The following is a 23,656-nucleotide window of genomic DNA, read 5'->3' as shown; positions in this document are numbered from 1 at the left end:
CGGACGGAGCCCCCGGGGACGCCGGTGCGGACGTCCTACTCCTCGCCCGCCAGGGTCAGGCGGCGGAGCCTCTGTCCGGCGTAGAAGGTGGCGCCGACGGTGACCGCGACGAGCAGGATCGCCGCGGTGGGCAGCCCGACGGTGGCGTCCACGTACCCCTCACCGGCGACCTTCTGCGCGAGGGCCAGCGACCACTGCTGGACGCTGAGGGTCTTGGCTCCGTCGACCAGGCTGCCGAAGAGCGACTCCCAGATCAGGGCGTAGACCAGGCCGAAGACGACGGCGTGCCGGCTGATGGTGCCCAGCAGCAGGAACAGGGCGCTGTAGGCGACCGAGGCGACGAGGGCGGCGACGGTGTAGGCGACGGCGATCTGCTGGCCGTTGCCGTTGAGGATGTAGCCGGCGATCAGGGTCGGGATCGCGGAGAACACCATGGTGACGGCGATCGCGACGGTCAGCTTCGTCATGATGATCGTCGGGCGCTTCACCGGCTTCGAGAGCAGGTAGACGATCGAGCCGTCGTCGATCTCCGGGCCGATGGCTCCGGTGCCGGCGATGACGCCGATCAGCGGGACCATCGTGGCCAGGGCGAAGCCGCCGAGGAGGTCGGCGGCGACCTTGTCGTCGAGGCCCGTGAAGGCGCGCACGGCGATGGAGATGGCGATCAGCAGGACCGGCAGCGCACAGAGGATCAGTGCGCGGCGGCGGCCGAGCAGGGCCCGGTAGGTGAGCCGGGCAACGGTGGGGTTGTACATGGGTGCCAGCTCCTTCAGGCCGCGACGAGGTAGGAGAAGACCGACTCGAGGGACTCGTCGGAAGGCGAGACCGTCAGCAGCCGGATGTTGTGCTCGCGGGCGACCCGCGGCAGCAGCTCGGTGAAGCGCCCGAAGTCGACGGCCTGGATGCGCAGGGCGCCTTCCTTGAGGTCCACCTCGATCCCGGCGGTGGAGGGGTCGGCGATCAGGGCCGCGGCGAGGGCCCGGTCGTCGGAGGAGCGGACGAGGTAGCGGTGCGGGCGGTCCGTCATCAGGCGGCGGATCTTGCGGAAGTCGCCGGAGGCGGCGTGCCGGCCGGCGACGACCACCTCGATGTGGGACGCGAGCTGTTCGACCTCCTCCAGGATGTGCGAGGAGAACAGCACGGTGCGGCCGTCGTCACCCATCCGCCGCAGCAGCTCCATGAGCTGCATGCGCTGGCGCGGGTCCATGCCGTTGAACGGTTCGTCGAGCAGGAGCACGGAGGGGTCGTGGACCAGGGCGGAGGCCATCTTCACGCGCTGGCGCATGCCCTTGGAGTACGTGGAGATCTTGCGGTCCTGCGCGTACTCCATCTCGACCGTGGCCAGGGCCCGCTGGGCGGCCGCCTCTTCGAGACCGTGGAGTTCGGCGTTGGCGACGACGAACTCCTTGCCGGTGAGGAAGTCGTACATGGCCTCGCGCTCGGGCACGACACCGATCTGCTTGTAGACCTGCTCGTTCTGCCAGATCGCGGTGCCGTCGAGGGTTACGGTGCCCGTGGAGGGCGCGAGGAAGCCGCCCATCATGTTGATGAGGGTGGACTTGCCGGCGCCGTTGGGGCCGAGCAGGCCGGTGACTCCGGGACCGATGCGCATGGTCACGTCGTTGACGGCGACGACGTTCCCGAACCAGCGGGAGGTGTGGTCGATGTCGATGATGCTCACAGCCCGGCCTTCCGGTAGCGGGCCATCAGGGCGGCGTAGGAGCCGGCGATGAGGCCGAGGATGACGAGCAGGTAGACGAAGCCGGCGGCGCCCGAGAGACCCGCGCCGCCGGGGAAGCCGGAGTCGGCGCCGAGGAAGGCGGTCTGCAGGCCGTCGATGAGGCTCATCGGGGAGAACAGGCCCAGCCACTCGATGACCCCGGTCGAGCCCGTCGAGTCGGCGATGGCCTGGACGGCCGACACGGCGCCGTAGGGGATCAGGAGCACGGCGATGATGGCGGCGACGCCGAAGCCGCGGCGCGGGGTGAGCGCGGCCATGACCAGGCCGAGGCCGGAGAACAGCAGTGACAGCAGCAGTACCGACACCAGTCCCTGCCCGAATCCCTTGGTCTGGTCCCCGAAGTCGAACTTCGCCAGGAGCGAGCCGATCCACATGATCAGCAGCGGGGTGGCGGTGAGGATGAACAGGGCCGAGGCCATGGCCGCGAACTTGGCCAGGACGTAGTCGACGCGCTCGATGGGCCGCGAGAAGTAGAGCGGCACCGTCTTGAACCGCAGGTCCCGCGAGACGGACTGCGGGGCCTGGGAGGCCAGGTAGAGGTAGACGATCACCTGCGTGGTCATCGCGTACGTCGTGTACTTGATCGGCAGCGAGGTGGAGCCGGGTACCGCGATGGCCACCGCGACGATGATCAGCGCGGGGACGCACATCACCGCGAAGAGCAGCATCGGCAGCACCTTGGACTTGGCCGAGCGGCCGAGTCCGTAGGCGCCGCGCAGCGACTGCGCGAAGAGCGACTTGCGGGCGTAGGAGCGGCCGAGCCGGGGGCCGTCGTAGGACCGGTAGCCGATGTTGTGGATCTGGGTCGAGGTGTCAGGCGCCATCGGAACCGGCTCCCTTCTGCTGGGTGGCGGCCCAGGCGGCGGCCTGGGCGGACTGGGCTGCGAACTGTTCGGCCCGGGCGGCCGCCGCGTCACTGTCGCGGAAGACCTCCGCGATGTGGTGGCGGCGCTGTTCCATGCGGACCAGCCCGATGCCGAGATCGGCCACCGTGTCGCGGACGATGTCGTACGTGGCCTCACCGTCGGCCTCGACGAGGAGGATGTGGCCGGCTCCGGGCAGGCCCGCCTCCTCGCCCGCGTGCAGCGTCACTCCCGCTTCGGTGAGCGCCTTGCGCAGGGCGGCGGTGCCGTCCGGGTGGGTGTCGGAGTCGGTGACCTCGACCGCGAGGGTCGTGGTGATCTGGGTGAAGTCGCTGGTGGAGCTGGAGCGCAGCAGCTTGCCGCCGTCCACGACCACGACGTGGTCGCAGGTCCGCTCCAGCTCGCCGAGCAGGTGGGAGGTGACCAGGACCGAGATGCCGAAGTCGGTGTAGACGCGGCGGATCAGGCCCAGCATCTCGTCACGGCCGACCGGGTCGAGGCCGTTGGTGGGCTCGTCGAGGAGGACCAGCTGCGGGTCGTGGACCAGCGCCTGGGCGAGCTTGACGCGCTGCTTCATGCCGGTGGAGTAGCCGCCGATGGGGCGGTACCGCTCCTCGTACAGCCCCACGTGGCGCAGGGTGTCCGCGGTGCGCTCGCGGGCGGCGGTCGGCGGGAGCCCCGACATGCGCGCCATGTGCACGACGAACTCGGTGGCCGAGACGTCGGGGGGCAGGCAGTCGTGTTCGGGCATGTAGCCGACGCGCTCGCGGATCGCGCTGCCATGGGTGGCTACGTCGAGTCCGAGCACGGCGGCGGTGCCCTCGGTGGCGGGGGACAGTCCCAGCAGAATCTTGATCAGCGTGGACTTGCCGGCTCCGTTGGCACCCACGAGCCCGGTAACTCCGGGTCCGATGTCCAGGGAGAGCCGGTCGAGGGCGGTCACTCGGGGGTACCGCTTGCTCAGGCTTTCGGTCGCGATGACAGTCACGTGAACGACGTTAGTGGCGCACCGGGCCCGGATCGTCAGACCTGGAGCTGGATCCCTTCTCCGCCTTCAGGACTACGGACCCCGACATAAGGCTGACGTAGGGCTGATGCGTACCGGACAAGTTTGTCCACAGGTCCGTGCACGGGCCTTGACGTGATCTCCGGTCATTGTCACATTCATCAGTGTCAAGTTACGGGCGCGTACGGCTACATGGACGGACGGCTGGCATGGCTGGGGACACCAGGCAACGCACGAAGCGACGCACCACGGAGCTCTCCGCCGAGCTGCGCGGGTTCAAGGAGGTGCAGCGCCTCTCCTACGAGTGCGCGGAAGCCGTCGCGGCGCAGCTGCGCCCCGGCGTGACCGAGCGCGAGGCCGCGCGGATGCAGCGCGACTGGCTGCGCGAGCGGGGGGTGCGGGACTGGTTCCACATGCCGTTCGCGTGGTTCGGGGACCGGACCGCCTTCACCGGCTTCAAGATCCCCCTGCAGTTCTTCCCGACGAACCGGGCCCTGGAGCCGGGGATGCCGTTCATCCTCGACATGGCCCCGGTCTACAAGGGCCACACCGCGGACATCGGGTACTCGGGCAGCCTCGGCCTCAACCCGGTGCAGGACCGGCTCATGTCAGATCTGCAGGCGCACCGCGTGCTGATCCTCGACCAGGTCCGCGAGCGCCGCTCCCTGCGCGACATCTACGAGGAGGTGGAGCGGCTGATGATCGCCCAGGGGTACACGAACCGGCACCGGGCCTACCCGTTCGGCGTCATCGCGCACAAAATAGACCGGGTCAAGGAGCGGAGCTGGGCCCCGACCGCGTTCGGGTTCGGCACCCAGGCCCTGAAGGGGCTGGCCTCCGACGCCCTGCGCGGCCACCGCGAGGGCTGGTCCCCGCTGTGGAGCCCGTACCGCTTCTCCGACCACCCGCCGCAACCCGGCCTGTGGGCGGTGGAGCCGCACCTGGGCTTCCGGGGCACCGGCGCGAAGTTCGAGGAGATCCTGGTCGTCACCGACTCCCGGGACCCCGAGGAGAGCGCGTACTGGCTGGACGACGATCTGCCGCACGTGCGGCGCTGGGCTGAGGAGAAGGCGGCATGAGCGCAATGACGGACGCGGGCCTGGCGGGCGGGCGCGAGCGCCGGGTGAGCACCGGCGGGGTCGAGCTGTGCGTCGTCGAACTCGGCGACGCGAACCGGCCGACCGTGGTCCTGGTGCACGGCTACCCGGACAGCAAGGAGGTCTGGTCGCCGGTCGCCGAGCGGCTGGCCTCCCGTTTCCACGTCGTGCTCTACGACGTACGGGGCCACGGGCGCTCCACCGCGCCGCAGCCGCTGCGCGGCGGGTTCACCCTGGAGAAGCTGACCGACGACTTCCTCGCGGTCATCGACGCGGTCAGCCCGGACCGCCCGGTGCACCTGGTCGGCCACGACTGGGGCTCCGTACAGGGCTGGGAGTTCGCGACGGTCGCCCGGACCGAGGGCAGGATCGCCTCCTTCACCTCGATGTCGGGGCCCTCCCTGGACCACTTCGGGCACTGGATCAAGAAGCGGATGGCCCGGCCCACCCCGCGCCGGGCGGCCCAGCTGCTGAACCAGGGCGCCAAGTCCTGGTACGTGTACATGCTGCACACGCCCGTACTGCCGGAGCTGGCCTGGCGCGGTCCGCTCGGCAAGCGCTGGCCGAAGATGCTGGAGCGGCTGGAGAAGGTCCCGGCCGGGGACTACCCCACGGCCTCCCTGCCCTCCGACGCCGCACACGGTGCCTGGCTCTACCGGGACAACGTCCGGCCCCGGATGCGCCGGCCGCGCGCCGACGCGTACGCCCACGTACCGGTGCAGCTGATCACCCCCACCGGGGACGCCTTCCTCTCCGAGCGGCTCTACGACGATCTGGATCTGTGGGCCCCGGACCTGGTGCGCCGCACCCTGCCGGCCAAGCACTGGGTGCCGCGGACCCGGCCCGACCAGCTGGCCGCGTGGATCACCGAGTTCGTCACCTCCCGGGAGGAGCCCGCCACGCGGGCACCGGAGCAGAAGGCCCCGGGCCGGTACGCGGACCGCTTCGGTGGCCAGCTGGTCCTGGTCACCGGAGCCGCCAGCGGCATCGGACGGGCCACCGCCTTCGCGTTCGCCGAGGCCGGCGCCCGTGTGGTGTGCGTGGACCGGGACGCCGACGGCGCCGCCCGTACCGCCGACATGGCGCGCTTGGTCGGCTCCCCGCAGGCCTGGGGCGAGTGCGTCGACGTCAGCGACGAACAGGCCATGGAGAAGCTCGCCGAGAAGGTCGCCTCCGAGTACGGGATCGTGGACGTCCTGGTCAACAACGCCGGGATCGGCCTGTCGGGACCGTTCCTGGACACGACCGCCGAGGACTGGAAGAAGGTCCTCGACGTCAACCTGTGGGGCGTCATCCACGGCTGCCGGCTCTTCGGCAGGCAGATGGCCGAGCGCGGCCAGGGCGGGCACATCGTCAACACCGCCTCCGCCGCCGCCTACCTGCCCTCCAAGACGCTGCCCGCGTACAGCACCTCCAAGGCGGCGGTGCTGATGCTCAGCGAATGCCTGCGGGCCGAGCTGGCCTCGAAGTCGATCGGGGTGTCGGCGATCTGCCCCGGCATCGTCAACACCAACATCACCGCCACCTCCCGCTTCGCCGGAGTGGACGAGGCAGAGGAGAAGCGGCGCCAGCAGAAGTCCTCGCGCCTCTACGGGCTGCGCAACTTCCCGCCGGAGAAGGTCGCGGACGCGATCCTGCTCGCGGTCGTGAAGAACCAGGCCGTGGTTCCGGTGACCCCCGAGTCCAAGGGCGCCCTGTGGATGTCCCGGTTCGCGCCGGGGGCCCTGCGGCGGTTCGCGAAACTGGAGCCCAAGCTGTGAGCGGGGCGGCCCTGGGCAGGGCTGCCCAGGGCCCGATCGCACCGCGCCGGGTGGCCTTCGACTGGAAGACCACCCCGCTGCACTGGATACCGGACGAGCCCACCGCCACCCACGTCATCAACGTGCTGCACCTGCTGCTGCCGGCCGGTGAGCGGTGGTTCGTGAAGGTCTTCAAGGAGGCCCTGCCCCTGGTCACGGACCCGCGGCTGCGCGGCGACGTGAAGGGGTTCATGGGCCAGGAGGCCACGCACAGCGTGCAGCACTCCTACGTCCTGGACCACCTCTCCGAACAGCGGCTGCCCACCGAGGCGTACACGAAGTACGTGGACTTCCTCTTCGAGAGGCTGTTGGGGGAGACCCCGCCGTTCGGCGCCCCGATCACCGCGCAGGAGTGGCTGCGCTTCCGGCTCGCGCTGGTCGCCGCGATCGAGCAGTTCACGGCGGTCCTCGGGGACTGGGTGCTCGGCGCCGAGGGGCTGGACACGGCCGGAGCGGACGAGGTCATGCTCGACCTGCTGCGCTGGCACGGCGCGGAGGAGGTGGAGCACCGCTCGGTCGCCTTCGACATGTACCAGCACTGCGGCGGAGCCGGCCTGCCCCGCTACGCCCGCCGGGTCGGGGGCATGGCCGTGGTCGCGCCGGTCATGGGCTGGCTGTGGATCGCGGGGGCCTCGTACCTCCTGCGCAACGACCCCGAACTGCGCGGACGGACCCGCTATGCGCTGCGCGAGCACAACCGGTCCGTGGCCAAGGGTCTGCTGCCCACTTGGAGAGAGCTCGCCGCGGCCATACCCCGCTACCTGCGGCGGTCGTACCATCCCTCGCAGGAGGGCTCGCTGCGCAGGGCGGTCGAGTACCTCGCGGCTTCACCTGCCGCCCGGTCAGCTGCGGGCGCGGTCGGCCGAGCCGCCATGTCGTAGGGAGCCGGGATTGTCCGAGCAGGCAGTAGCCGAGTACCGGATCGAGGATCTGGCGCACCACAGCGGTGCGACCGTCCGCACGATCCGGGCGTACCAGGACCGCGGTCTGCTGCCGAAGCCGGAGCGGCGAGGCCGTTCCAACGTCTACCGGGACACGCATCTGGCGCGGCTGCGCCAGATCGCCGACCTGCTGGACCGCGGGTACACCCTGGCCTCGATCAAGGAACTGCTGGAGGCCTGGGACGCGGGCCGCGGGCTCGGCGGGGTCCTCGGGCTGGTGGCCGAGGTGCACGGGCCGTGGACGGACGAGGAGGCGGCCCGGATAAGCCGGGACGAGCTGAACGAACGGTTCGGCGGCATGCCCGACGACGAAGCGGTCGGCGAGGCGTGCGAACTGGGCGTGCTGGAGCGGATCCCGGATCGACCGGACCAGTTCCTCGTACCGTCTCCGCAGGAACTGTCCGTGGCGGCCGAGCTGTACGCCGCGGGGGTCCCGCTGCCCGCGATCACCGGTCATCTGCGGGAGCTGCGCGGCCAGGTGGAGCTCATCGCCTCGCGCTTCCTGGAGTTCACCACGGAGCACGTCTTCGCCCGGTACCTGGGGGCCGTGCCCCCCACGGACTCCGACGCGGCCGAGGCGGCGACGATGGTGCGCAGACTGCGGCCGCTGGCGCAGCAGACGGTGGACGCGGAACTGGCCCGGGCGATGCGCCTCTTCGCGACCCGGCACCTGCAGCGCCACCTCGGGGCCGTCGGAACCCCGCAGCCGTCCGGGCCGGCTCCGGTGGCCCTGCCCGCGGAGACCGTACGGGCGGTGCAGGAGCTGGTGGGGCCCGACCATGTGGCGGAGTTCGTCCGGGCCGCCACGGAGCGGGAGTTGCAGGCCCGGACGATGAACGATCTGGCCAACCGCGGAGGCCGGTAGTGCTCGCTCAGTAGTCCACAGGCCGGATCGCACTTTTGTCGGCGAAACCGACACAAAGGGCTGTGGACAAGTCAGCCAGACCTGTGGGGAACCTGTCCCGGAGCGTCAGACGGCGGTCTGGAACGCCGGTCCGGGCGTGCTGGTTTCGGCCACCGGAATGCTGGTGCTGACGGTGCCGACAGTGCTGACGGTACTGCTGGTACCGACGGTGCTGCTGGTACCGACGGTGCTGCTGGTGTTGGCAGTGCCCGTGGCGTCAGCCGCTTCGGCGGTCGCGTCGGCGGCCGCCCGGCCGATGGTCCCGTAGAGCACTGCCGCGAGGATCAGGCCGAGGATCCCGCCGACGAGCTGGGCGGCGACGAACCCCGGCAGCGACTGCGGGGCGATGCCGGTGAAGGAATCGCTGAAGCTGCGCCCGATGGTGCCGGCCGGGTTCGCGAAGGACCCGGAGGAGGTGAACCAGATCGCGGCGGCGATGTAGGCGGCGACCGCGGCCGGGATCAGCTTCGGCCGGCCGATGCGGCCGAGGCCCTGGATCACCAGGACCAGCCCGGCGGTGGCCACGACCTCCCCGACGAGCAGGTGTCCGCCGTCGCGGACCTGGGTGGAGAAGGCTCCGGGGACGCGGCCGAACATCGCTTCCGCGAGGACCGCGCCGGCTATGGCCCCGGCGGTCTGGGCCGCCACGTAGACCAGGGCCTCCCGGCCGCCGACTCCTTCGCCACCGCTGCGCCGGCCCCACCAGGCCGTGAGGGTGACCACCGGGTTGAGGTGGGCGCCCGAGAGCGGCCCGAAGAGCGTGATGATCAGCCCGAGCCCGATGGCCGAGGCGAGCGAGTTGGCGACTAGGGCGACGCCCGTATCGGAGGTGAGGGCCGCGGCCTGGATTCCCGATCCGATGACGACCACGAGGAGGGCGGCGGTGCCGACGAGCTCGGCGGTGGCCCGCCGAGACAGAGACAGAGACGCACTGTTTGTCATACTTTTCTTCCCCTTGAGTGGCAGTTCAGCGGAAAATGTATTCCGTATCTTGGAAACGCGATAGAGGGAGTCCAGGTTCGGAAGAAGGGCGAAAAATCGCTGCGCCGGACCCGGCCGAGCCGTCACGCTGGGCGAATGGATGACAAGCGCACCGTCAAGGTGTCCAAATACGTCTCGAAACACCTCCGCCATCAGCCGGAACGCATCGGACTGGTGCTCGACCCGCAGGGCTGGGTGGAGATCGACGAGCTTCTGAACGCCACCGCCGCCCACGGCTTCCCCATCAGCCGGGCCGAGCTCGACCACGTGGTCGCCGCCAACGACAAGCAGCGCTTCGCCGTCGACGGCAGCCGGATCCGCGCCAGCCAGGGGCACACCGTCGCCGTGGACCTGGGCCTGCCGGAGGCCGAACCGCCCGCGTACCTCTACCACGGCACCGTCGCCGCCGCCCTGGACGCGATCCGCGCCGAGGGACTGCGTCCGATGGCCCGCCACCACGTCCACCTCTCCCCGGACCGGGAGACCGCGACCCGCGTCGGCGCCCGGCGCGGCCGGCCGGTCGTCCTCGCCGTGGACGCGGGAGCGATGCGCGCCGCGGGGCACGTCTTTCGGATCAGCGCCAATGGAGTGTGGCTGGCGGACGCGGTGCCGCCGCAATTCCTTCGGTTCCAATAAGCGGAATGATCTTCGGAGAAGCTCCGGCGGGCTTCGGAGAAGCCCCGAAGGCCCCGGAATTCACGGAGGGATTGTCAGATCATCCCCCTACGCTGTTCCTCACTCCGGGATCTGTGAGGGGGGTACCTCGCGGTCGCCGAACAACCCGTACCAGCACGCGAGGTGACACCCCATGACGTCCGAAGAGCCCCATCCGAACACCTTCCAGGTCGACCTGCGCGGCCTGGTCGACCTGCTCTCCCATCACCTCTACTCCAGCCCCCGCGTGTACGTCCGCGAGCTTCTCCAGAACGCAGTCGACGCCGTCACCGCCCGCCACGCCCTGGACCCCGCCGCCGAGATCCGCATCCGGCTGTCGGCGACCGGAAACCGGGTGACCATCGAGGACAGCGGCATCGGCCTGACCGCCGACGAGGCCCACTCCCTCCTCGCGACCATCGGCCGCAGCTCCAAGCGCGGAGGCCCACACGGCCTGGAGACCACCCGCCAGGAGTTCCTCGGCCAGTTCGGCATCGGACTGCTCGCCTGTTTCGTCGTCGCCCGCGAGATCCGCGTGGTCACCCGCTCCGCCCGCGATCCGCTGGCCGCGCCCGTCGAATGGCTGGCCACGGACGACGGCTCCTACACCGTCCGCGAACTCCCCTCCGACGCCCGCCCGGAGCCCGGCACCACCGTCGTCCTGGAAGCCCGCCCCGGCGCCGAGGAGTGGACCGTCCCGGCCAAGGTCGAGCGGCTGGCCCGCGACTACGGCTCCCTGCTGCCCTACGACATCACCTTCGACGACGGCTCCGCCACCGGGCCCCGCCCGGTCACCGACCGGCCCGCCGTCTGGGACCGGCCCTTCCCGACCCCCGCGGCCCGCCGCGTCGCGCTCGCCGGGCACTGCGCGCGGCTCTTCGGTTTCACCCCCCTCGACAGCATCGACCTCGACCTTCCCGTGGCGGGAGTGCGCGGAGTCGCGTACGTCCTGCCCGAGCCGACCAGCCCCGCCCACCGGTCCGGACACCGCGTCCACCTCAAGGGCATGCTGCTGACCGACAAGGCCGACAACCTGCTGCCCGACTGGGCGTTCTTCGTCCGCGCCGTCCTCGACACCGACACCCTGCGGCCCACCGCCTCCCGCGAGAACCTGTACGACGACGAAACCCTGGCCGCCGTCCGCGAGGCCCTCGGTGCCCGAGTCCGCGCCTGGCTCGCAGAGCTGGCCACCAGCGAACCCGAGCGGCTGGCCGCCTTCCTCGCCGTCCACCACCTCGGGGTGAAATCGCTGGCCCGGCACGACGCCGAACTGCTCGGCCTGATGCTGCCCTGGCTGCCGTTCGAGACCAGCGACGGTTCGATGAGCCTGGAGCAGTTCGCCTCCGCGCACACCGAGATCCACTTCACCCGGACCGTGGAGGAGTTCCGCCAGATCGCCCCGATCGCGGCGGCCCACGGTCTCGGAGTCATCAACGCCGGCTACACCTACGACGCCGACCTGCTGGCGCTGCTGCCCGCCGTCCGGCCGGAGCTCAAGGTCACCGAGCTCGACGCGGGAGCCGTCACCGAACGGCTCGATCCGGTGCCGACCTCCGCCGAACTGGCCCTGACCCCTTTCCTGGCCACCGCCCGGACCCGCCTGGAACCGCAGAGCTGCGACGTCGTCCTGCGCGCCTTCCAGCCCGCAGCCGTCCCCGCGCTCTACCTCGACGACCGCCAGGCCCGTCAGGAGCGCGACCGCACCGCCGCCCTCGAAAGCGCCGACTCGCTGTGGAGCGGCATCCTCGGTTCGCTGCGCGGCTCCGCCCCGCGCGCCCGCCTCGTGCTCAACCACAACAACCCGCTCATCCGCCGGATCGCCGCCCTCCCCGACGAGGCCCTGACCGGCACCGCCGTCGAATCGCTGTACGGCCAGGCCCTGCTGAGGTCGCAGCGGCCACTGCGCGCGGCCGACACCACCCTGCTCAACCGGGCCTTCCTCGGACTCCTGGAATGGGCGACGCACCCCGTCAGCAGCACGGACAGCACCGGCACCGGCACCCAGGAGGAGCAGAAGTGAGCACGATGACCCGCGAGGAGATCGAGCACGCACTGGCCGAGAACCGCCAGGCTCCGGGCGGGACCGCACGCAACGCGCACGCCGAGGCCCTGTGCACCGCCGCCGAGGCGACCGGGGACCGTCCGCTGTTCCGTGCGGCTCTGGACAACTTGATCAACGCCTACCTGTACAGCTCCGAATCGACGAAGATGCTCGTCCCCTTCGCCCGGCTGCTCCAGGAGTACGACAAGGACCCCGGCGCCTTCGACGAGTGGGACACCCACTCGCTGTTCTGGCAGTTCAAGTGGATCGCCGGCGCCATCGGCAACTCGCCGGAGATCTCGCTGGAGTCGGCCGCCGGCTGGCTGGACGAGATGGAGCGGCGCTACCGGATCGCCGGCTACAGCGAGCGTCCCGTGCGCGAGTCCGAACTGTGGCTCGCCGACGCCATCGGCGACGACGCGCGGGCCGGACGCGCGTACGCCCGCTGGCAGGCCGCCGAGCGCGACGACATGAGCGACTGCCACGCCTGCGAACTCAACGGCCAGGGCCAGTACGCCGCACTGCGCGGCGACGACGCCGAGGCCCTGGAGGTCTGGCAGCCGGTGCTGTCCGGCGAGCAGACCTGCGCCGAGGAACCCCACCGGGTCCTGGCCGCCTCGCTGCTGCCGCTGCTGCGGCTCGGCCGGTTCGACGAGGCCCGCTCGGCCCATCTGCGCGGATACCGCCTGGCCCGGGACAAGGAGAGCCTGCTGCCCTCGGTGGGGCGGCACATCGAGTTCTGCGCCCTCACCGGGAACGAGTCCCGGGGCCTGGAGATCCTGGCCGAGCACGCGGTGCACGTGGCCCCGCTCGCCAACCTCTCCGACCAGCTGGCCTTCCACGGGGGAGTCCTCGTCCTGCTGCGCCGGCTGACGGAACTGGGTCACGGGCAGAACCCCACCGTCGCCTTCGAGGGCAGCCCGTGCACCGTGTCCGAGCTGTACGAGGTGCTGCACGCAGGCTCGCTCGACATCGCCATGTGGTTCGACGCGCGCAACGGCTCCAAGCGCGTCTCCGAGCGGTTCCTCGCGCGGATCGGCGCGGCCCCGGTGACCGAGGTCCTGCCGCTGGGCGTACGGAGCTCCGCGCTCGCGGCGCTCCCGCAGGGCCCGGCCCGGGTCCCGGTCCCCGAGGCGGCCCCGGCCGAGGAATTCGCGGAACTCGTGCAACGGGCCAGGGCCGCACGCGACATCGGGCACCCCGGCGCGGATGCCCTGTGGGCGAGGGTCGCCCTGCGCCCCGAGGCGACGGAGGGGTCCGATCCGCTGGCCACCGCCGATGTGGCGGACCACCAGGCCCTGACGGCCGCTCGGGCCGGCGCCGCGAACGCGCCGGAACTGCTGGCCGCCGTACGCGAGCGCTACCGGGAGCTGGGGCTCGCGCAGCGTGCCGCGCTGGCCGAGCTGCGGCTGGCGACCGTGGCCGCGCAGTCGGGCGCCGGGGCGGGGCAGCTGCGCGAGTTGCTGGCCGTCGCCCTGCGCGCCGCCGAGGCGCTGGACCCGGACGAGCCACTGCGGACCCGGCGGATCGCCCTGGCGGAGCTGACCGGGATCCGGGTGGAGTCGTACCTGCGCTCGGTCGAGGCCACCGAGGACCCCGAACACGGGCACGGCGACGGCCACGGGCACGATCATGGGAACGGCCACGACACCGAGCACGGGCACGGCGAGCTGGCCGCCGAACTGGCCGCCTTCGCCGATGCCTACGGCGCGGTCCTGCCCGACCTGGCGGCGGAGGCCGAGGAGATGCTGGGCCGGCTCGCCCTCTCGCAGGGCGAGCCGGAACGTGCCGTGACGCTGCTCGCCGGATCCGCCGGGCGGTCGGTGGCCCTGGCCCGGCCGTGGCTCGCCGTGGACCCGCTCGTGCTGCGGGCCGGCGTACTGATGTCGCTGGACCGTGCGGCGGAGGCCGAGGAGTCGGCCCGCGCCGGGCTGGCGCATGCCGCAGAGGTGACCGACCCCGAGGCACAGGGCCTCGTACGGCTGACCCTCGCCGACATCCTGCTGGGACGCGGCGAGGCCGACGCGGAGGCCGCGCGGCTCGCTCTGGAGGCGGCGCACTGGTTCGACCGGGCCGGGCTCACCGCCGACGGCGGCGCCCAGGCGCGGCTGCTGCTCGCCCGGTGCCACGCCCGTGAGGGCCGTACCGCCGAAGCGGCCGAGGTGCTGCAGTCGACGCTGCCGGACCTGCTGGAGCACGGCGCGGGCCAGGCCGTCTCGGTACGGGAGTTCCTGGGCGACCTGCTGCGCGAACTGCACGACCCCCGGGGCGCGGCCGAGCAGTACCTGCTGGCGGCGGAGCTCGCCGAGGACTGGGAGGACCCGCGTCCGCAGGCGAGCTTCGCCCAGACCGCCGCCGATCAGCTCTCCGAGGCACGGCTGGTACCGGAGGCCGTCGCCGCGTACGAGCGTGCCCTGGAGCTGCGCAGGCGGTCGAAGGACGCACCGGTCGCCGAGGTACGGATCCTGCGGTCGCTGGCCTGGCTGGGGCTGCGCGAAGAGGTCACCGACGCGGCGGTCGCCGGGGCCCGGGCCCGGATGGACGAGGCGGCCGAGGTGCTGACCGCCGCGCTCGCGCAGGCCCCCGACGGCCCCGGGGCCCCCGAGGCACGGGCCGAACTCGCCGAGACCTGGAACCAGCTCGCCCAGGTGCTCGACCGCCGGGTGCGTGCCGACGAGGAGGCGCGGGAGGAGAACGGGGAAGCGGAGGACAGGGAAGCGGAGGACGGAGAAGCGGAGGACGGAGAAGCGGAGAACCGCGGCCCGGGGTACGCCGAACCGCTGGGCGCGGCGGAGCTGGAGGCGCTGCGGCTGGAGGAGATCCTGCTCTGGGAGCGGGCCGCCGCCCTCCACGCGGAACTCGGCCCGGAGCACCTGCAGGCCCGGTTCCAGTGCGTGAACAACGCCGCCTGGACCGAGCACGAGCTGGGCCGGCCCGAGGCCGGCGCCGCCCGGGTCTCGGCCCTGGCGGCCGAGGTCCGCGCGCTGCCCGAGGGCGTGGCCCCGGAGTGGCTCCTGGAGAGCGCCGAACGCACCACGGAGCACCTGCTGCGCACCTCTTCCTGAGGCGGCCCGCCGCCGTCGCCCCGAGGCCCGGGACGACGGCGGCGGCAGCGGCTACGCCGGGCGACGCGGGCCGGCGGTCATGCGAGGACCCTGCCCGACGGTCGTAGGCTCGTGGGTATGACCCTGCGCCTGAGCACCGTGATCCTTCCCCTCACCCGCTGGCACGAGGGAGGCCGTGACCGCTGGCAGCGGGCCGAACAGCTGGGCTTCCACACCGCGTACACCTACGACCACCTGTCCTGGCGAACCTTCCGGGACGGTCCGTGGTTCGGCGCGCTGCCCACGCTCACTGCCGCCGCGACGGCCACGGAGCGCCTGCGCCTGGGCACGCTCGTCACCTCGCCGAACTTCCGGCACCCCGTGACGCTCGCCAAGGATCTGATGTCCCTGGACGACATCTCGGGCGGCCGGATCACACTCGGCATCGGGGCCGGCGGCAACGGCTTCGACGCCACCGCCCTCGGCCAGGAGGCGTGGACCCCGCGCGAGCGCGCCGACCGCTTCGCAGAGTTCGTGCCCCTGCTGGACCGCCTCCTCACCGAGGACTCCGTAACGCACCGGGGCACGCACTACTCCGCCGACGAGGCCCGCAACATCCCCGGCTGTGTCCAGCGCCCCCGGCTGCCCTTCGCGGTGGCCGCCACCGGGCCGCGCGGCATGAAGCTCGCCGCCCGGCACGGCCAGGCATGGGTGACCACCGGCGATCCGAAGCTGTTCGAGGCAGGCACTCAGGAGCAGTCGGCGGAGGCCATCCGCGGCCAGATCCAGCGGCTCGGCAAGGCCTGCGCGGACATCGGCCGGGACGTGGACGAGCTGGACAAGATCCTCCTCACCGGCTTCACGCCGGAGCCGGGCCGCCCCCTGGAATCCCTCGACGCCTTCGTGGACTTCGCGGGCATCCACCGGGACCTGGGCATCACCGAGATCGTCGTCCACTGGCCGATCCCCGACTCGGACTTCGCCACCGACCCCGGCGTCTTCGAGGAGATCGCCACCGAGGCGCTCGCCCAGCTGGGCTGACCGCCAGGAGGCCGGGGACGCGACGGCGATCCCCGGCACATCCGGGTGTCACGGTGTGGGAGAGAGACCCGGCTGGTCGAACGTGTCCGGCACGGGCAGGGTCGTCCAGCGGTCGACCGGCCAGGCGAGCACCACGGCACGGCCCACCACGTCCGTCAGGGGCACCATGCCCCCGCGGGGGTCGAGCTGGTGGTAGCGGGAGTCCTGCGAACTCTGCCGGTGGTCGCCCATCACCCAGATGTGGCCGCTGGGCACCGTCACCTTGAACTGACCGCCCGCGTCCGTGCTGCAAGCGGTGTTCCCGGCGAAGACGTACGGCTCGGCGAGCGGCTTGGCGTTCACCTTCAGTGGTCCCGTGCCCTCGCATTCGACCGTGTCGCCGGCGATCCCGATCACTCGCTTGATCAGGTGCTGTTCCCCGGCCGCGGGCATCAGCCCGACAGAGCTCAGGAACTTCTGCGCCACGTTGGGCTTCTCCACCGGATGCCCCGCGAGCCAATCGCCCGGATCACGGAAGACCACGACCTCGCCCCTGGCAGGCTTCGCGCCGAACCACGGGGTGAGCTTGTCGACGAGAACGCGATCGTCCTTCTGCAAGGTGTTCTGCATGGAGCCCGAAGGGATCAGGAACGCCTGCAGCAGGAACGTCTTGATCAGAAAGGCCAGCACCAGCGCGACACCGACGAGGAGGGGCAGCTCCGTCCAGAAGGGGCGGCGCCGTTTCGACCCCCGACCGGAAACAGGTGCGTCCTCCCGCGCGGGACCGCCCTCGCCCCGCGGACCCTCCTGGTCGGATCGCGTATCGATGACCAGACCTCCCATGCAAACCCCCGGCGTCGTCACGTTCCTTCGGTGTGCACGGACCCTACGCCCGATGCTGTCGCTACGGCGTGAAGAGGAGGACGCGCAGGACCTCGCCCACCAGGACCGGTTCCCGCTCCGGATGGTGGGTGCCCTCCCGCTCGCACACCGAGCACAGGGCCATCGTCAGACTCGGGACCCACTTGGCGTGCGGGCCGCCACAGGCGTCGCAGTCCCGCGTACGGGCTGAAGGGATGAGCACGTCGCCCCCGAGTGAGGTCGTCGGAACCGGCACCGAGCCGGCGGCGCGAACACCGGCGGAACCGGCGAGGAGATCCTTCCACCGCCCACTGACAACCATGTGGCGATGTTTCACGTGAAACATCGCCGACCGCCGGCATGGGCGAAGATGGAGCCGTGACCTCGGCTCCCCAGCGCCCGGACGGGCCAACCCCCGCGACCCGGCTCATCGCCACCGACCTCGACGGCACCCTGCTGCGCGACGACAAATCCGTCTCGGAACGCACCGTCGCCGCACTCGCCGCCGCTGAGGAGGCCGGCATCGCGGTGTTCTTCGTGACCGGACGCCCGGCCCGGTGGATGGGTGTGGTCAGCGACCACGTTCAGGGCCACGGCCTTGCCATCTGCGCGAACGGCGCCGCCGTCGTCGACCTGCACGCCATGGAGCGGCACGCCGCCGACGGACACACCGCCGACCGGCACAGTTCCGAACGGCAACCTGCGGGCCGGGAGTTCGTCCAGGTCAGGCCGCTGCCCCGGATCACCGCGCTCAAGGTGGTGGAGGCCCTGCGGGCCGCCGCCCCCGGCACCTCCTTCGCCGTCGAGCTGACCACCGGCATCAACTACGAGCCCCAGTACCCGCCGTTCTTCCAGGACCCCGGTGCCAATGTCGCCACCGCCGAGGAGCTGCTCCACGAGGCCACGGACGACGATGCGGCGCCCGTGCTCAAGGTGCTCGCGCACCACTCCGAGCTGGCTCCGGACGAGTTCCTGACGCTGGCGCGCTCCGTCGCCGGCGCGTACGCCTCGATCACCCGCTCCAGCCCGACCTCCCTGCTGGAGATCAGCGGCCCGGGCGTCTCCAAGGCGAGCACCCTCGCACTGTGCTGTGAGGAGCGCGGCATCTCGCCCGCCGAGGTGGTCGCCTTCGGCGACATGCCGAACGACGTGGAGATGCTCGGCTGGGCCGGCACCTCGTACGCGATGGGCAATGCCCATCCCGATGTGATCGCGGCCGCGTCGGGCCGTACGGTCGCCAACAACGAGGACGGCGTCGCCCTGGTCATCGAGCGCATCCTGGCCGACCGCACGTCCCGCACCGAGGCGTAGCCCACCGCTGTGGCCACAGCGGTGGCCACAGCCTCGGCTACAGCGGGGCCTCCCAGACCAGGGTGGTCCCGCCGCCCTCCTCGCCCAGGCCGGGGCCGTACGAACTGGAGCCGCCGAGCGATTCGGCCCGCCGGCGCAGGTTCCGCAGCCCGCTGCGCCGCCCGCCCTCCGGGATGCCCACTCCGTCGTCGGCCACCTCCAGCCGGACCCCGGGCCGCCCGTCGGCCAGGCTGACGGTGGAGTCGAGCACCACCTCGATCCGGGACGCCTCCGCGTGCCGGAACGCGTTCGACAGGGCCTCGCGCAGGGCGGCGATCAGGTTCTTGCCGACGAGCTCGCCGACGACCGCGTCGATCGGTCCGAGGAAGCGGTGCGCGGGCTTGAAGCCCAGCGGCACGGCGGCCATGTTGATCTCCCGCAGCACCCGGGTGCGCAGGCCCGAGGGGGCCTCGGCCGGTCCCTGCTGGAGCGCGAAGATCGCGGTGCGGATCTCCTGGATCGTCACGTCGAGCTCGTCCACGGCCTTGCCGACGCCGTCGCGGACCTCCGGGACGATGGAACGGCGCTGGGCGCCCTCCAGCATCATCCCGGTGGCGAACAGCCGCTGGATGACCAGGTCGTGGAGGTCCCGGGCGATCCGGTCACGGTCCTCGAACACCGCGAGGCGCTCCCGGTCCCGCTGGGCCTCCGCCATCATCAGCGCCAGGGCCGCCTGCGAGGCGAACTGGGTGGCCAGGGTCCGCTCCGCCTCGGTGAAGGGCCGCTTTCCGCGTGCCCGCGGCGTGACGAGAGCCCCCAGCACCCGGCCCCCGCTCTGCAGCGGAAGCATCATGCAGGCCCCGTACTGGCTGGTCAGGCGGCTGATCATGCGCGGGTCGGAGGCGGCGTCGTCCACGAAGACCGGCTCGCCCTCCAGCAGCCTGGCCACCACCGGGCTCTCGGCCGGGATGACGATGCCGAGCGAGGTAGCCGGGTTCTCGGCGGAGACCGCGACGATCTCCATCCCGCCCTCCTCAGCCGGCAGCATCACGATCCCGGCAGCCGAATCGGCGAGCCTGCGTGCCTGTTCGGCGACGACCGCGAGCGCGTCGTCCGCGTCCCCGCCCGACAGCAGGGCCGTGGTGACGGCGACCGAACCGTCGATCCAGCGCTCCCGCTGGGTGGCGGCCTCGTAGAGCCGGGCGTTGCCGATGGCGATGCCCGCCTCGGTGGCCAGCACCCGGACCATGTGGACGTCGTAGTCGTTGAACTCGCCGCCGCCGTTCTTCTCCGCGAGGTAGAGGTTCCCGAAGATCTCGCCCTGGACCCGGATCGGCACGCCGAGGAAGGTCTTCATCGGCGGGTGATGGGCGGGGAAGCCCGACGAGCGCGGATCCTTGGTCAGGTCGGCGAGGTGCACGGGGTCCGGGTTCGAGATCAGCGCGCCCAGCAGGCCGCGCTTCCCGTCCGGCCGGTGCCCGATCTTCCTGGCCAGCGCGTCGCTGATCCCGAAGGTGACGAAGTCCGAGAGCCCCGGGCCCTCGGTGTCGACCACGCCGATGGCCGCGTAGCGGGCGTCCGCGAGCTCGGCGGCCGTCTCGCAGATCCGGTCCAGCGTGGAGTGCAGTTCGAGGCCGGTACCGACCGACCGCATGGCCTCCAGCAGCTGCGGCACCCGGGCCGTCAGCTCGGTGGACAGCCCCTGGAGGCTCCGGGTGGCCGCCGTCGCGGCCTCCATCGGGTCGGGCGATTGCGCCGAGGACTCCGGCGGGTACTCGGGCGATTCCTGGGACTCCTGCGCTGACATGCCCTTGAGCCTAGTTAGTCCCGTTTGGCGAGGAAAGTCGAGCCTGCACTGAGCTGCCCGTCTCGTCCGCTTCCCGCTCCCGCTCCAGCAGCGCGCGCAGCGGGCCGGGGGCCGCCGCCAGCTCCGCGTAGGCACCGCGCTGGACCACCGCGCCGGCGTCCAGGACGAGCACCTCGTCGACCTCTTCCAGACCGGCGAGCCGGTGCGTGATCAGCACGGTGGTACGGCCCTCGGTCGCGGCCAGCAGGTCCGCGGTCAGCGCATCGGCGGTGGCCAGGTCCAGGTGCTCGGCGGGCTCGTCCAGGACGAGGACCGGGAAGTCGGCGAGCAACGCCCGCGCCAGGGCGAGGCGCTGGCGCTGTCCCCCGGAGATCCGCTCGCCGTGCTCGCCGACCAGCGTGTCCAGCCCGTCCGGGAGCCCGTCGGCCCACTCCAGCAGCCGGGCCGCGGCGAGGGCCTCGCGCAGCCGTGCCTCGCTCGCCCCCGGGGCGGCCAGGCGCAGGTTCTCCCGTACGGAGCTGTCGAAGATGTGCGCGTCCTGGGCACACAGGCCCACCACCCGGCGCACGTCGTCCCCGTCGAGGGCGCGCGCGTCGGTCCCGCCCAGGGTGTACGAGCCTTCGTGCTGGTCCAGGAAGCGCAGCAGGACCTGTGCCAGCGTGGTCTTGCCGGCCCCCGAAGGCCCGACGACCGCGATCCGGCGGCCCGCCTCCAGGGTCAGGTCGAGCCCGCTCAGCGCCTCCTTCTCCTGCCCGGGGTGGCGGGCGGCGAGCCCCGTCAGCCGCAACGGGAAGGGGGAGGCGGGCAGGGCTTCGGGCCGCTCCGGCTCGGTGACCGGGACGGGTGCGTCGATGACTTCGTAGACCCGCTCGGCGCTGCGCCGGACCCGCTGGCGGTACTGGACTGCCTGCGGAAGCCCGCTGACGGCCTCGAAGGCGGCCAGCGGTGTCAGCACGACCACGGCCATGGCCACCCCGGAGAGCCGGCCCCCGGCGACGGCGTCCGCCCCGACGGCGGCCGCGCACACCACGGTCACTCCGGTCACCAGGGCCGACAGCCCGCTCCCGAGCCCGGTGACGGCGGCCGCGCGGGCCGCGATCCCGGTCAGCGTGCGGTCGCTCTCCTTCGCGGCGGCCCGGCGCCCGCCGAGCGCTCCGGCGACGGTGAGCTCCGCGGTTCCGGTGAGCAGATCCGCCACACGGGTGGCGAGCTCTCCCCGGGCGGGCGCGAGGCGGCGTTCCGTGCGGCGTGCGCAGACCGCGCTGACCAGCGGTACACCGACACCGGCGGCCAGCAGCCCGACGGCGAGCACCACGCCGGCCCCCGGCAGCAGCCAGGCGGTGAAGGCCACCGAACCGGTGCCCACGAGCACCGCGGTGCCGACGGGCAGCAGCCAGCGCAGCCAGTAGTCCTGAAGGGCGTCGGCGTCGGCCACCAGCCGGGTCAGCAGATCCCCGCGCCGGTGGGTGCGCAGCCCGCCGGGCGCGATGCGCTCCAGCCGCTGGAACACCGAGACGCGCAGGTCGGCGAGCATCCGCAGGACCGCGTCGTGGGACACGAGGCGCTCCGCGTAGCGGAAGACGGCCCGGCCCATGCCGAACGCCCGCGTCGCGGTGACGGCCACCATCAGGTACAGCACGGGCGGCTGTTCGGAGGCGCGCGAGATCAGCCATCCGGAGACGGCCATCAGCCCGACGCTGCACCCGACGGCCAGCGCCCCGAGGAACAGCCCGAGCCGGAACCGTCCCTGCCAGGCCTTGGCCACACCCCTTACCCGCTTCAGCGGATCGCCGCCGCCGGCGTCGCCGCCGCCCGGGCCGCCCGCCCGCTCCGGGGCGTCTCCAAGGATCCATTCACCGGGATCGCGCGGCGCCGGTCCCGGCGCCGGCTGCCCCGCCCGCGCGGCGGGAAGGGGGGCGGCGGGGGAGGGCCCGGCGGGGCCGGCCCCGACCCGTACGACCCGATCGGCCAGCGCCAGCAGGGCCGGCCGGTGCACCACGAGCAGGACGGTCCGCCCGACCGCGAGGCGGCGTACCGCCTCGACCACGGCCGCCTCGGTCTCGCCGTCCAGTGCCGCCGTCGGCTCGTCGAGCAGGAGCACCGGCCGGTCGGCCAGGAACGCCCGCGCCAGCGCGAGGCGCTGGCGCTGTCCGGCGGACAGTCCGACCCCGCCCTCACCGAGCGGGGTGTCCGCCCCGCGCGGCAGGGCCCGTACGAACTCCCACGCCCCGGCGTCCACCAGCGCGGCGGTCACCTCGGCATCGTCGGCGCCGGGCCGCGCCAGCCGTACGTTCTCCGAGATCGTCCCCGCGAACAGGTGCGGCCGCTGCGGCACCCACGCGATCCGCTCCCGCCACTGCTCGGGCGCCAGCCCGGCCAGGTCGGCGCCCCCGACCCGGACGCGCCCCTCGCTCGGCGTGACGAAGCCCAGCAGCACCTGCAGCAGCGTGGACTTGCCCGCGCCGCTCGGCCCGGTGAGGGCCACGCATTCACCCGGCTCCACCGTCAGCGAGACGGGTCCGGGGGAGTCCTCGCCCCGGCCCTCGTACCGGACGGCCACCGCGTCGAACTCGATCCGCAGTTCGGACGCCGGAACGGCGGCCGTCCCCCGCGATGCGGTGACCGGGGTTTCCAGCACCTCGAAGATCTCTTCCGCGGCGGCCAGTCCCTCCGCCGCCGCGTGGTACTGCGCCCCGACCTGACGCAAGGGCAGGTACGCCTCGGGCGCCAGGACCAGGATGACCAGCCCGGTGTAGAGGTCCAGCTCCCCGTGGACGAGCCGCATGCCGATGGTCACCGCGACCAGCGCCACCGACAGGGTCGCCAGCAGTTCGAGGGCGAACGAGGACAGGAAGGCGATGCGCAGCGTGCGCATCGTGGCCTGCCGGTAGTCATCGGTGATCTTGCGGATGGACTCCGCCTGGGCCTTCGCGCGGCCGAAGACCTTCAAGGTCGGCAGGCCCGCCACCACGTCCAGGAAGTGCCCCGAGAGCCGGGACAGCAGCCGCCACTGGCGGTCCATCCGGGACTGGGTGGCCATGCCGATCAGGATCATGAACAGGGGGATCAGCGGAAGCGTGACCACGATGATCGCCGCCGACACCCAGTCCTCGGTGACGATCCGCGCGAGCACCGCCACGGGGACGACGATCGCGAGCCCCAGCTGGGGCAGGTACCGCGAGAAGTAGTCGTCGAGGGCGTCCACTCCCCGGGTGGCCAGGGCCACCAAAGAGCCGGTCCGCTGTCCGCTCAGCCAGCCAGGCCCGAGGTCGGCGGCCCGCTCCAGCAGTCGGCCCCGCAGTTCCGACTTGACCGCCGCGCTCGCCCGGTGCGCGGCCAGCTCGGTCAGCCAGGCGACCAGGCCCCGGCCGAGTGCCACCGCCGCGAGCAGCAGCAGGGGCGTCCGCAGGGCTCCGCCGTCCAGCCCGTCCTCGAAGGCACCGACGACGATCTCGGCGATCAGCATGGCCTGGCCGACGACCAGCCCCGCCCCGGCGAGCCCGAGGGCCACCACCGCTCCCAGGAAGAGTCGGGTGGACCGGGCGTACCGAAGCAGGCGCGGGTCGATCGGTTTCACGTGAAACATCCCCCAGGCAGGAGCAGGCGG

At 72.2% G+C, this 23,656-nt stretch carries 17 protein-coding genes and 1 pseudogene; 9 read left to right on the top strand and 9 right to left on the bottom strand.

Features of this window, described 5'->3' with window-relative positions; all coding sequences use genetic code 11:
• Positions 1–35: 35 nt before the first annotated feature.
• From OG730_RS21705 to OG730_RS21690, 4 genes are read right to left on the bottom strand one after another with little or no spacing between them, the layout of a single operon-like run.
• Positions 36–755, bottom strand: coding sequence for an ABC transporter permease (locus OG730_RS21705; RefSeq protein ID WP_327305801.1), 720 nt, complete (start codon positions 753–755; stop codon positions 36–38).
• 14 nt (positions 756–769) lie between these two features.
• A complete protein-coding gene (locus OG730_RS21700; protein WP_327305800.1) occupies positions 770–1,681 on the bottom strand; it encodes an ABC transporter ATP-binding protein in 912 nt (303 codons plus the stop codon).
• Positions 1,678–2,565, bottom strand: a complete 888-nt coding sequence (locus OG730_RS21695) for an ABC transporter permease subunit (RefSeq protein ID WP_327305799.1) — start codon at positions 2,563–2,565, stop codon at positions 1,678–1,680. Before OG730_RS21695 ends, OG730_RS21700 begins: the two co-directional genes overlap by 4 nt.
• Positions 2,555–3,592, bottom strand: coding sequence for an ABC transporter ATP-binding protein (locus tag OG730_RS21690; protein WP_327305798.1), 1,038 nt, complete (start codon positions 3,590–3,592; stop codon positions 2,555–2,557). Before OG730_RS21690 ends, OG730_RS21695 begins: the two co-directional genes overlap by 11 nt.
• A 227-nt stretch (positions 3,593–3,819) precedes the next feature.
• Here OG730_RS21690 and OG730_RS21685 point away from each other — a divergent pair, with 227 nt between their 5' ends.
• From OG730_RS21685 to OG730_RS21670, 4 genes are read left to right on the top strand one after another with little or no spacing between them, the layout of a single operon-like run.
• Complete coding sequence (locus OG730_RS21685; protein ID WP_327305797.1) at positions 3,820–4,689, top strand: M24 family metallopeptidase; 870 nt, start codon at positions 3,820–3,822, stop codon at positions 4,687–4,689.
• A 5-nt stretch (positions 4,690–4,694) separates the two neighbouring features.
• Positions 4,695–6,467: an SDR family oxidoreductase gene (locus tag OG730_RS21680; protein ID WP_327309357.1), complete on the top strand. Its 1,773-nt coding sequence runs from the start codon at positions 4,695–4,697 to the stop codon at positions 6,465–6,467.
• On the top strand, positions 6,464–7,387 hold the full coding sequence (locus OG730_RS21675) for a metal-dependent hydrolase (protein ID WP_327305796.1): 924 nt from the start codon (positions 6,464–6,466) through the stop codon (positions 7,385–7,387). The genes OG730_RS21680 and OG730_RS21675 overlap by 4 nt, the downstream gene beginning before the upstream one ends.
• A 10-nt stretch (positions 7,388–7,397) precedes the next feature.
• A complete protein-coding gene (locus OG730_RS21670; protein ID WP_327305795.1) occupies positions 7,398–8,312 on the top strand; it encodes a MerR family transcriptional regulator in 915 nt (304 codons plus the stop codon).
• Between the two features lie 276 nt (positions 8,313–8,588).
• Here the strand turns inward: OG730_RS21670 and OG730_RS21665 are convergent.
• Positions 8,589–9,293, bottom strand: a pseudogene (locus tag OG730_RS21665) (aquaporin); the annotation flags it as partial.
• Positions 9,294–9,428: 135 nt separating this feature from the next.
• Between OG730_RS21665 and OG730_RS21660 the strand changes: the two are divergent.
• The 4 genes from OG730_RS21660 to OG730_RS21645 all read left to right on the top strand — a co-directional run bounded on the left by OG730_RS21660 (position 9,429) and on the right by OG730_RS21645 (position 16,112).
• Positions 9,429–9,968 (top strand): RNA 2'-phosphotransferase, encoded by a 540-nt coding sequence (locus OG730_RS21660; RefSeq protein WP_327305794.1) that lies wholly within the window; start codon positions 9,429–9,431, stop codon positions 9,966–9,968.
• Positions 9,969–10,140: 172 nt separating this feature from the next.
• Positions 10,141–12,006, top strand: a complete 1,866-nt coding sequence (locus OG730_RS21655) for an HSP90 family protein (RefSeq protein WP_327305793.1) — start codon at positions 10,141–10,143, stop codon at positions 12,004–12,006.
• On the top strand, positions 12,003–15,092 hold the full coding sequence (locus OG730_RS21650) for a tetratricopeptide repeat protein (protein WP_327305792.1): 3,090 nt from the start codon (positions 12,003–12,005) through the stop codon (positions 15,090–15,092). Before OG730_RS21655 ends, OG730_RS21650 begins: the two co-directional genes overlap by 4 nt.
• Positions 15,093–15,209: 117 nt before the next feature.
• Complete coding sequence (locus tag OG730_RS21645; protein ID WP_327305791.1) at positions 15,210–16,112, top strand: LLM class flavin-dependent oxidoreductase; 903 nt, start codon at positions 15,210–15,212, stop codon at positions 16,110–16,112.
• Positions 16,113–16,160: 48 nt separating this feature from the next.
• On the opposite strand, the gene lepB is transcribed toward OG730_RS21645, so the two are convergent.
• A complete protein-coding gene (lepB, locus tag OG730_RS21640; protein WP_327305790.1) occupies positions 16,161–16,934 on the bottom strand; it encodes a signal peptidase I in 774 nt (257 codons plus the stop codon).
• Between the two features lie 61 nt (positions 16,935–16,995).
• The gene (locus tag OG730_RS21635; RefSeq protein ID WP_327305789.1) at positions 16,996–17,274 is read right to left on the bottom strand and encodes a hypothetical protein; all 279 of its coding nucleotides are present in this window, start codon (positions 17,272–17,274) and stop codon (positions 16,996–16,998) included.
• A 38-nt stretch (positions 17,275–17,312) separates the two neighbouring features.
• On the opposite strand from OG730_RS21635, the gene OG730_RS21630 reads away from it, so the two are divergent.
• The gene (locus OG730_RS21630; RefSeq protein ID WP_327305788.1) at positions 17,313–18,263 is read left to right on the top strand and encodes an HAD hydrolase family protein; all 951 of its coding nucleotides are present in this window, start codon (positions 17,313–17,315) and stop codon (positions 18,261–18,263) included.
• 37 nt (positions 18,264–18,300) lie between these two features.
• Here the strand turns inward: OG730_RS21630 and OG730_RS21625 are convergent, their stop codons facing one another.
• Both OG730_RS21625 and cydD read right to left on the bottom strand, forming a co-directional pair.
• Positions 18,301–19,980 (bottom strand): sensor histidine kinase, encoded by a 1,680-nt coding sequence (locus OG730_RS21625; protein ID WP_327309356.1) that lies wholly within the window; start codon positions 19,978–19,980, stop codon positions 18,301–18,303.
• Positions 19,981–20,059: 79 nt separating this feature from the next.
• On the bottom strand, positions 20,060–23,626 hold the full coding sequence (gene cydD, locus OG730_RS21620; RefSeq protein ID WP_327305787.1) for a thiol reductant ABC exporter subunit CydD: 3,567 nt from the start codon (positions 23,624–23,626) through the stop codon (positions 20,060–20,062).
• Between the last annotated feature and the right edge of the window lie 30 nt (positions 23,627–23,656).

Source organism: Streptomyces sp. NBC_01298, from assembly GCF_035978755.1.
Classification (GTDB): Bacteria; Actinomycetota; Actinomycetes; order Streptomycetales; family Streptomycetaceae; genus Streptomyces.
The sequence above is the reverse complement of the archived record's forward strand: the minus strand, read 5'-3'. Positions and strand labels throughout refer to the sequence as shown.

Coding starts and splice junctions, on each gene's coding strand:
- OG730_RS21705 (WP_327305801.1), bottom strand. CDS start 755: ATGTACAACCCCACCGTTGCCCGGCTCACCTACCGGGCCCTGCTCGGC.
- OG730_RS21695 (WP_327305799.1), bottom strand. CDS start 2,565: ATGGCGCCTGACACCTCGACCCAGATCCACAACATCGGCTACCGGTCC.
- OG730_RS21685 (WP_327305797.1), top strand. CDS start 3,820: ATGGCTGGGGACACCAGGCAACGCACGAAGCGACGCACCACGGAGCTC.
- OG730_RS21680 (WP_327309357.1), top strand. CDS start 4,695: ATGACGGACGCGGGCCTGGCGGGCGGGCGCGAGCGCCGGGTGAGCACC.
- OG730_RS21660 (WP_327305794.1), top strand. CDS start 9,429: ATGGATGACAAGCGCACCGTCAAGGTGTCCAAATACGTCTCGAAACAC.
- OG730_RS21655 (WP_327305793.1), top strand. CDS start 10,141: ATGACGTCCGAAGAGCCCCATCCGAACACCTTCCAGGTCGACCTGCGC.
- OG730_RS21645 (WP_327305791.1), top strand. CDS start 15,210: ATGACCCTGCGCCTGAGCACCGTGATCCTTCCCCTCACCCGCTGGCAC.
- lepB (WP_327305790.1), bottom strand. CDS start 16,934: ATGGGAGGTCTGGTCATCGATACGCGATCCGACCAGGAGGGTCCGCGG.
- OG730_RS21635 (WP_327305789.1), bottom strand. CDS start 17,274: ATGGTTGTCAGTGGGCGGTGGAAGGATCTCCTCGCCGGTTCCGCCGGT.
- OG730_RS21630 (WP_327305788.1), top strand. CDS start 17,313: ATGGGCGAAGATGGAGCCGTGACCTCGGCTCCCCAGCGCCCGGACGGG.
- OG730_RS21625 (WP_327309356.1), bottom strand. CDS start 19,980: ATGGAGGCCGCGACGGCGGCCACCCGGAGCCTCCAGGGGCTGTCCACC.